This is a genomic window from Streptomyces sp. DvalAA-14 (assembly GCF_900091855.1).
Taxonomy (GTDB): Bacteria; Actinomycetota; Actinomycetes; order Streptomycetales; family Streptomycetaceae; genus Actinacidiphila.
This window is the reverse complement of the sequence record NZ_FMCH01000110.1, coordinates 1-8443: the sequence shown is the minus strand read 5'-3', so window position 1 is coordinate 8443 and position 8443 is coordinate 1. Positions and strand designations below refer to the sequence as shown.

At 75.1% G+C, this 8443-nt stretch carries 8 protein-coding genes; 7 read left to right on the top strand and 1 reads right to left on the bottom strand.

Annotated features, from left to right (window positions below):
* The 5 genes from GA0115240_RS05295 to GA0115240_RS05275 form a co-directional block, all read left to right on the top strand.
* On the top strand, window positions 1-1118 hold a 1118-nt coding region (locus GA0115240_RS05295; protein ID WP_272919864.1), incomplete at its 5' end, for a tetratricopeptide repeat protein.
* A 3-nt stretch (window positions 1119-1121) separates the two neighbouring features.
* On the top strand, window positions 1122-2462 hold the full coding sequence (locus GA0115240_RS05290; protein WP_093735485.1) for a PP2C family serine/threonine-protein phosphatase: 1341 nt from the start codon (window positions 1122-1124) through the stop codon (window positions 2460-2462).
* A gap of 78 nt (window positions 2463-2540) precedes the next feature.
* Window positions 2541-3875, top strand: coding sequence for a vWA domain-containing protein (locus tag GA0115240_RS05285; RefSeq protein ID WP_093735484.1), 1335 nt, complete (start codon window positions 2541-2543; stop codon window positions 3873-3875).
* 19 nt (window positions 3876-3894) lie between these two features.
* Window positions 3895-4887 (top strand): FHA domain-containing protein, encoded by a 993-nt coding sequence (locus tag GA0115240_RS05280; RefSeq protein WP_093735483.1) that lies wholly within the window; start codon window positions 3895-3897, stop codon window positions 4885-4887.
* A 26-nt stretch (window positions 4888-4913) separates the two neighbouring features.
* Window positions 4914-5678, top strand: a complete 765-nt coding sequence (locus GA0115240_RS05275; RefSeq protein ID WP_093735482.1) for an MBL fold metallo-hydrolase — start codon at window positions 4914-4916, stop codon at window positions 5676-5678.
* 25 nt (window positions 5679-5703) lie between these two features.
* Here the strand turns inward: GA0115240_RS05275 and GA0115240_RS05270 are convergent, their stop codons facing one another.
* Window positions 5704-6585, bottom strand: coding sequence for a methyltransferase (locus tag GA0115240_RS05270; RefSeq protein ID WP_237554620.1), 882 nt, complete (start codon window positions 6583-6585; stop codon window positions 5704-5706).
* 73 nt (window positions 6586-6658) lie between these two features.
* On the opposite strand from GA0115240_RS05270, the gene GA0115240_RS05265 reads away from it, so the two are divergent.
* Together GA0115240_RS05265 and GA0115240_RS05260 are read left to right on the top strand one after the other, a co-directional pair.
* Window positions 6659-7063 (top strand): globin, encoded by a 405-nt coding sequence (locus GA0115240_RS05265; RefSeq protein WP_093735480.1) that lies wholly within the window; start codon window positions 6659-6661, stop codon window positions 7061-7063.
* Between the two features lie 144 nt (window positions 7064-7207).
* Window positions 7208-8443, top strand: a 1236-nt coding sequence (locus GA0115240_RS05260; protein WP_141708734.1) for an FtsX-like permease family protein, incomplete at its 3' end; no start/stop codon positions are given.

Genomic DNA, 8443 nt, shown 5'->3' with positions numbered 1-8443 from the left:
GCCGGCCCCGGCCGCACCCGGCGCGCCCGCACCGCCCGCATCCCCCTGCCGTCCCTGCCGCCTCGCGTGCTCCCGGCGCCTTCGGCCCGCCGCCGGTGATCCCCGGCCAGCCGGGCGGCGGCAGCAACGCCCCGGCGCCGCAGGCCGGTTGGGGCCCGGCCCGGCCGGTCGTGTCCCGGCTGGACCAGGCCGCCGCCGTACTCGCCCTGCCCGTACCGCATGTCGACCCGGGCGACCCCAACGCCGGTTTCCTCGCCGGGCTTTCGTCGGCCGCCCCCGCCGAACTGGTGGCCGCACTGCGGTCGGCCCCCGAGGACTCGGTGGAAAAACGGCTGCGCGACGTCCGGGCCCGGCTGGAACTGGGCGACACCGCGGGCGCGCTGCGGGAGCTGCGCACCCTGGAGGACGCCGCCGACTCCGACGCCGACTGGCGCGTGGTGTGGCACCGGGGCCTGGCCGCCCTGTCCACCGGCGACTTCGAGACGGCGGCCCTCAGCTTCGACGCGGTCTACGACGCCTTCCCCGGCGAGCCCGCGCCGAAGCTGGCGCTGGGCATCTGCGCCGAGGTGCTGGGCCAGCTGGACAACGCCGCCGAGTACTACCGGCTGGTGTGGATCACCGACCACAGCTATGTGAGCGCCGCCTTCGGCCTGGCCCGGGTGCTGCTGAAGTCCGGCGACCGGATCGGTGCCGTCGCCGCCCTGGAGTCGGTACCGGAGTCGTCCATCCACTACACCGCGGCCCGGGTGGCGGCGATCAGGGCCAGGCTGCGGGACCGCTCGCCGCGCGAACCGCTGCTGACCGACCTGCACGCGGCCGCCCGGCAGGTCGAGGACCTGCAGCGGCAGGGCCTGGACTCCGACCGGCGCGAGCAGCTCGCCACCGAGGTGCTGGGCAGCGCGCTGGACTGGGTGCTGGCCGGCCGGACCGGTGACGGCGCCTCCGGCGGGCCGGCCGCCGCCCCGGGCGACATACTCGGCGCCCGACTGACCGAGAGAGACCTGCGGTTCGGGCTGGAGCGCTCGTACCGGGTGCTGGCCAGGCTCGCCCAACAGGGCGGTGCCAGGATCGAACTGGTGGAGCGCGCCAACCGCTTCCGCCCCAGGACGTGGGTGTAGCCGATGCCACCTCTGCCCGACTCGGCGCCGTCCCCGACCCCGGCGCCGCACCCCGACCAGCTGACTGACCAGCTGACCGACCAGCCGACCGACCAGCTCGCCGGCCGGGTCACCGTCTGCCCCCATTGCGGTGAACACCTGGGCGAGCGGGACCTGTTCTGCGAGAGCTGCGGCCTCAACCTGTCGGCGCCGCCGCCGAGCCGGGCGGCCGCACCGGCGACATCGGCCGGACCGGCCGGACCGGCCGAATCAGGCGGAACCGCCGTCGAGCCGGTGGCCGGCGGCGGCCCCGGCACGGACGCCTTGGTGCTGTCCCCGCCCGCGGCCGCCACCGCGGAGGCCGACGGCGGCGACACCCTCGTCCTCGGGGTGGGCGCCCGCCTGGCCGATCCCCGGCAGCAGGAGCCCGCGGCGGCCGGGACCGCGACCGGCCCCGTCTGTGTCGCCTGCGGGGTCGGCGGGGTGGACGAGGACGGCTACTGCGAGCACTGCGGCCATGCCCAGCCGCGCCAACGCGACCACCAGGAGCAGGAGTTGGAGGGCGTGGCCGCGGTCAGCGACCGGGGCCTGCGGCACCACCGCAATGAGGACGCCTTCACCGTGGCCGCCGCATCGCTGCCCGACGGCACTCCCGCGGTGGCCGCCGTCGTCTGCGACGGCGTCTCCACCGCCTACCGGCCCGACGACGCCTCGGCCGCCGCCGCCGCGGCGGGCAGCGACTCGCTGCTGGCCGCCCTGGAGCGCGGCGCCACCGCCGAGGACGCGATGCGGGGCGCCCTGCTGTCGGCCTTCGACGCGGTCGCCGCGCTGGCCGAGGAGGAGAGCCTGGACGGGGTGCCGCACCACAACGCCCCGGCCTGCACCTGCGTCAGCGCGGTGGTGATCGGGTCGGTCTTCACCGTCGGCTGGATCGGCGACAGCCGGGCGTACTGGATCCCCGACGACCGCTCGCTGCCCGCGGCCCGGCTCACCGAGGACGACTCGTGGGCGGCCAGGATGGTGGCGGCCGGCCTGATGACCGAGGCGGAGGCCTACGCCGACGAACGGGCGCACGCCATCACCGGCTGGCTCGGCGCGGACGCGGTCGAGGTCGATCCGCATGTGGCCGCCTTCCAGCCGGAAAGCCCCGGGGTCGTCGTGGTGTGCACCGACGGGCTGTGGAACTACGCGGAGTCGGCGGCGGAGCTGGCCCGGGTAATTCCGGCCGACGCCCGCTCCCGCCCGCTGCACAGCGCCCGCACCCTGCTGGGGGTGGCGCTGGACGGCGGCGGCCACGACAACGTAACGGTCGCGGTGCTGCCGTTCCCGGCGGCCGTGTCACGGGCAGGATTCCCACCCGCCTAGAACGCGGCCCGGCGCGACCGGGACGCCGGGTGGGACGGGGGCGGGGTGGGTCAGGGCATGAAGGAGCATGGGGTAGCGATGGCCATTCTTTCCAAGTCGAACGTGCCGCAGTTCTCGGTCGACGTCTATCAGAACGAGTTCCTGCCCGAGGGCGGTCGCGAGGTCAACGCCATCGTCACGGTGACCTCGACCGGCGGTGGCACCACCGGCGCCCGGCTGCTGCCGGGGCCCGCCGCGGCCACCACGGACGCGGGTGTGGTGATCATGGTGGACTGCTCGGGCTCGATGGAGTACCCGCCGACGAAGATGCGCAACGCGCGGGACGCCACCGCCGTCGCCATCGACGCCATCCGGGACGGCGTCGCCTTCGCGGTGGTGGCCGGCACCCATCAGGCCCGCGAGGTGTTCCCGGCGAACGGCGGCCTGGCGGTCGCCGATCCGGCCACCCGCGCCCAGGCCAAGCAGGCGCTGCGCAAGCTGACCGCGGGCGGCGGCACCGCGATCGGCACCTGGCTGCGGCTCGCCGACCGGCTGCTGGGCGCCAGCGAGGTGTCGATACGGCACGGCATCCTGCTCACCGACGGGCGCAACGAGCACGAGAAGCCGGAGGAGTTGCAGGCCGCCCTCGACCTCTGCTCGGGCTCCTTCACCTGTGACGCCCGCGGGGTCGGCACCGACTGGGAGGTCAAGGAGCTGACCGGCATCGCCTCGGCGCTGCTCGGCTCGGTGGACATCGTGGCCGACCCGGCCGGCCTGGCCGCGGACTTCCGGGCGATGATGGAGAACGCGATGGGCAAGGAGATCGCGGACGTCTCCTTGCGGCTGTGGACCCCGCAGGGCTCCGAGATCGCCTTCGTCAAGCAGGTCGCGCCGACCGTGGAGGACCTCACCGCGCGCCGCACCGTCTCCGGCCCGCGCTCGGGCGACTACCCCACCGGCTCCTGGGGCGACGAGTCCCGCGACTACCACGTGGCGGTCCGGGTGCCGGCCGCGGGCATCGGCCAGGAAATGCTGGCCGCCCGGCTGTCGCTGGTCCTGCCGCAGCCCGACGGCTCGACGCATGTGCTCGGCCAGGGGCTGGTCCGCGCGGTGTGGACCGACGACATGGCCGCCTCCACCCGGATCAGCCCCCAGGTCGCCCACTACACCGGGCAGGCCGAGCTGGCCCAGGTCATCCAACAGGGCCTGGAGGCCCGCAAGTCCGGTGACATGGACGGCGCGACGGCCAAACTGGGCCGCGCGGTGCAGCTCGCCAGCGCCTCCGGCAACGAGGACACGGCCAAGCTGCTCGCGAAGGTGGTCGACGTGGTGGACGCGGCGAGCGGTACTGTGCGGCTCAAGGCGAGGGTCGCCGACGCCGACGAGATGACCTTGGAAGCGCGGTCCACGAAGACCGTGCGCGTGAAGAAGTAACCAGGGGGGAGCCGGCACCATGCCGATGTGTCCGAACGGCCATCAGTCGACCGACGACGACTGGTGCGAGATCTGCGGGATGCGGATGGCGGCGCCGCCGGCACCGCCCTACGGCTCGCGCCCGGCGTCCGCCAGCTCTTCGTCCTCGCCTGCCTCGACCCCGCCCCACTCGCTGTCCCCACCGGGTTTCGCCGAGGAGCCGTCCTCCGGGGCCGAGTTGTGCCCCCAGTGCGGGACGCCGCGGGAGGGCGTGGCGATGTTCTGCGAGGAGTGCCGCTACAACTTCCGTACGCACGCGGCCACCGTCGTGGCCACACCGCTCTCCCCCGGCCCCTCGGCGCCGCAGGCCCCGCCCACCGGCCATGCCCCTGCCGCGGGGCCGGCGCCGACCGGCGGGCCGAGCTTCCCGCCCTATCCGCAGTACGAGTCGAACTTCTCCCGGCCCTCCCAGATCAACCGGCCGGCCGAGCCGGTGCCTTCGGAATCGGTGACGGTCACCTCCGGCTCCGGCGACTACCTGATCGGCCCGCCGTCCACCCCGCTGCCGCCGCGCACCACCGGCGGGACGGCGGCCGAGGCGTCCGAGCAGCCGGGAGCCGGCCCCAGCACCGCCTGGGTCGCGGTGATCGGCGCGGACCGCGAGTACTTCACCGCGATGATGGCCCGCAGCGGCCCGGAGGGGCAGGGCCTGTACTTCCCCGCCTTCTCCCCCGAGATCCAACTGCCGCTCACCGGCGACCAGATCACCATCGGACGCCGCCGCCAGAGCACCGGTGAGGCGCCCGACATCGACCTGGCCCGGTCACCCGAGGATCCCGGGGTCTCGCACAAGCACGCGATCCTGGTCCCGCAGCCGGACGGCAGTTGGTCGGTGGTCGACCAGGACTCCACCAACGGCACCACCGTCAACCTCGGCGAGGACCCCATCCGCCCGTACACCCCGGTACCGCTGGAAGAGGGCGACCGGGTGCACGTCGGGGCGTGGACCACGATCACCCTGCGGCGGGCGTAGCGGCCGCGAAACAAGGGGAGTTGCCGATGAGCGTGTCACAGGCGGTGCGCCGGCTCGACCTGGGCTGGTTCGTGCGGCCCGGCGCGGAGACCGCGGACGGGCAGCTCCGGGTGGAGCCGGCGCTGGCGTATCTGGTCGCCTGCCGGGGCGAGTTGCTGCTGTTCGACACCGGGATCGGAGCCGCCGACCCGGAGACGGAGGCGCACTACCGGCCGTACCGGCGCCCGCTCCAGGAGGCGCTGGCGGCGGCCGGTGTCGCCCCGGCGGACATCGCGCTGGTCGTCAACTGCCATCTGCACTTCGACCACATCGGCGGCAATCCGCTCTTCCCCGGCGTCCCGATCCTCGCCCAGGCCGCCGAAACGGCCCTGGTCCGGGGCGGTGGGCACGCTCCGGAGCCGCTGGTCGGATTCCCCGGCGCGCGCTACGAGGAGTTGGCCGGGGAGGCCGAGATCCGGCCCGGAGTGTGGATCGTGCCGACCCCGGGCCACACCGCGGGACACCAGTCGCTGGTGGTCGAACGGCCGGACGGCACGGTGATCCTGGCCGGGCAGACCCATGCCACCGCCTCCGACTTCGCCGCGGCCCGGCTGGCGGCGACCGCCGTCGCGGAGGGCGCGCCGCCCCCGCTGCCGGTGCCCGACGCGTGGCCGGCCCGGCTGCTGGAGTTCGACCCGCGGCGGGTGCTGTTCGCGCACGACGCGTCGGTGTGGGAGCCGCCGGGGCGGCCCGGGCCGTCGGAGCGGCCGGAGGCGGCGGGATCCAGGTCGGCGGGGCGTCCGCCGGCGTAGGGCTTGGGCGCGGCCCCACCGGGGCTCAGGCCACCTCCCAGGTCTCCGGCCCCCGCGGGTCGTCCCGCCAGGCCCATTGCCGCCCGCCCCGCACGGTGAGCCCGAACCGGGTCCGGTCCACGTCCGGGCCGCCGCCGAACAGCCGCTCCCCCAACCCGCCGACGGGCCCGCGCGCCTGCGCGCCGCGCAACGCCACGAAGAACGCCGGGGTGGGCAGGAAGCGCCCCTCCGCGTCGTCCGGACCCCGGACCGTGAGCGCCACCAGGCCCGTCGCGAAGGGCGCCAGGATCCGGCCGCCGGGCCGTACCTGGCTCAGCCACGCCCCCGGGATCACCGGCATCTCGCAGGTCGCCATGATCCGGTCGTAGGGCGCCCGCCGCGGATGCCCGAGCGCTCCGTCACCGGTCACGACCGCCACCGAGCGGGCGGCCGGGGTGCCGTAGGCGTCCAGGGCGGTCCGGGCCGGGTCGGTCAGCTCCCGGTCGAGGTCGACGGTGGTCACCGCGTCCGGCCCGAGACGGTGGGCGAAGAGCCCGGCGTTGTAACCGGTGCCGGTGCCGATCTCCAGCACCGTGTGGCCGTCCGCCACCTCCAGGGCCTCGCACATCAGCGCCATCAGGGACGGCTGGCTGCTGGAGGAGACCAGTTCGCCGCCCACCACCCGGGTGGCGATGGGCTGGTCGGCGTACGCGTCGGCCAGCCAGCGCAGCCGGGCGCCCAGATCCCACCGCTCGACGGTCTCGTCCGCCACGAACAGATGCCGCGGCACTTCGGCGAAGGCCGCCCGCCAGGCCGGGTCGGTCAGCGCGCCGCGGGCCACGATGCGCCGCACCATCCGGGCCCGCAGCGCGTCCGCCGCCATCCGGTAGCTCTGCCCGCCACCCGCGTATCCGCCAGACGCCGCCATCCCCCCATCCTGCGCCCGGACGACCGGTCCTACGACTCGGGTACTCGGCCGGGCCGTCTGCGACCATGGTGGGGTGACTGAGATCCCGCGCGGCTCGCTCCCGCAAGCGACGTTCTTCGAGCTGGTCGGCGGCGAGGAAACCTTCCGCCGGCTGGTGCACCGCTTCTACCAGGGCGTCGCCGACGACCCCGAGCTGCGCGCCCTGTACCCGGAAGAGGACCTGGGCCCGGCCGAGGAGCGGCTGACGCTGTTCCTCATGCAGTACTGGGGCGGCCCCCGCACGTACAGCGACGAGCGCGGCCACCCCCGGCTGCGGATGCGGCACGTCCCCTTCACGGTGAACCGGGCAGCGCACGACGCCTGGCTGCGCCACATGCGCGACGCCGTGGACGAGTTGGCGCTGGAGCCCGCCTACGAGAAGCAACTGTGGGACTACCTGGTGTACGCGGCCGCCTCCATGGTGAACACCCCCGGCTGACGGTCATTTTCGGCCGATCGTCCGCTGACGTCCCGGTGTCCGCCCAGCGGTCGGTCACGATCGCATTGCGACCGTCCGGCCCCCTGTTCTGTATCTCTCTCCCATTTGAGAGCATCCGGTCAGCAGCAGGACGGGGGAGCATCGGTGACCGGATTCATACTGTTGCGCGTTCGCGCGCACCGGTTGCTGCTCGCCGCCGCCCTGCTCACGGTCCTGCTGACCACCTGTGTCCTCGCCACCTTCACCGCGTTCACCGGCGCGATCGGTGACGCGGCACTGCGCCGCACCCTTCAGCACCAGGGCGCCGACCGCTCGACGGTCGAAGTGCAGGCCGATGTCGACAGCGCGGGCGCCAAGGCCCTGGACACGGCGGTCCGGGCGCAGCTCGCCGATTCCTTCGCCGGCCTGCCCGCCCATGTGGCGGCCAGCACCCGCTCCGGGCCCTACGGGCTGCCCTTCGCCCTACGCCCGGCAGCCGCCCCGAAGAGCACCGATCCCGATCTGACGCTGCTGGCCACCTTCGACCGCTCCCGGCTGACCCTGGTGTCGGGCAGCTGGCCGGCCCCGGCGGCCCGGACGGCCGGCGAGGTGCAGGTCGCGGTGCCCCAGGCCGCCGCGACCCCGCTCAAGGTGGGCCCCGGCCGGCTGATCACGCTGGCCGACCGGCTCGGCGGCCGGCCGCTGCGCGTCCTCGTCACCGGCGTCTACCGCCCGGCCGACGCCACCGCGCCCTACTGGCACCTGGACACACTCGCCGGGCGCGGCGTGCACACCCTGGCCTTCACCACCTACGGGCCGATGCTGGTGGCCGACGGCACGTTCGGCTCGGGACGAGTGCCCACCGCCGGCATGTCGTGGCAGGCCGCGGGCGACTTCAGCGCCGCCTCCACCGGGCGGATGGACGCGCTGGAGGCCGGTGTCCGGCAGACCCTCGCGGAGCTGGTCGCCACCCCGGCCACCAGCACGACACAGGCGTCCAGCGGGCTGCCCGACCTGATCGACGCGCTGCGCCGCAGCCTGCTGGTGACCCGCTCCACCCTGCTGATCGGCGCCCTGCAGCTCGTCATCCTGGCGGGCTTCGCGCTGCTGCTGGTGGCCCAACTGCTCGCCGAGGAGCGGGCCGGGGAGACGGCGCTGCTGCGGGCCCGCGGCGCCTCCCGGGCCCGGGTGGGGCGGCTGGCCGCCGGTGAGGCGCTGCTGCTGGCGGTGCCGGCCGCGCTGGTCGCGCCGCTGCTGGCCGGTCCGGTCACCCGGCTGCTGGCCGGGACCGGTGCGATGGCCAGAACCGGGGTGCGGCTGGGGGACGGCGACGCGGGTGCGGCCTGGCTGGTCGCGGCGATCGCGGCCCTGGCCTGCGCGCTGGCGGTGATCGGCCCGGCG

Excerpts from the sequence above, each read along its gene's own strand:
- GA0115240_RS05290 (WP_093735485.1), top strand. The coding sequence starts at position 1,122 with ATGCCACCTCTGCCCGACTCGGCGCCGTCCCCGACCCCGGCGCCGCAC.
- GA0115240_RS05285 (WP_093735484.1), top strand. The coding sequence starts at position 2,541 with ATGGCCATTCTTTCCAAGTCGAACGTGCCGCAGTTCTCGGTCGACGTC.
- GA0115240_RS05280 (WP_093735483.1), top strand. The coding sequence starts at position 3,895 with ATGCCGATGTGTCCGAACGGCCATCAGTCGACCGACGACGACTGGTGC.
- GA0115240_RS05275 (WP_093735482.1), top strand. The coding sequence starts at position 4,914 with ATGAGCGTGTCACAGGCGGTGCGCCGGCTCGACCTGGGCTGGTTCGTG.
- GA0115240_RS05270 (WP_237554620.1), bottom strand. The coding sequence starts at position 6,585 with ATGGCGGCGTCTGGCGGATACGCGGGTGGCGGGCAGAGCTACCGGATG.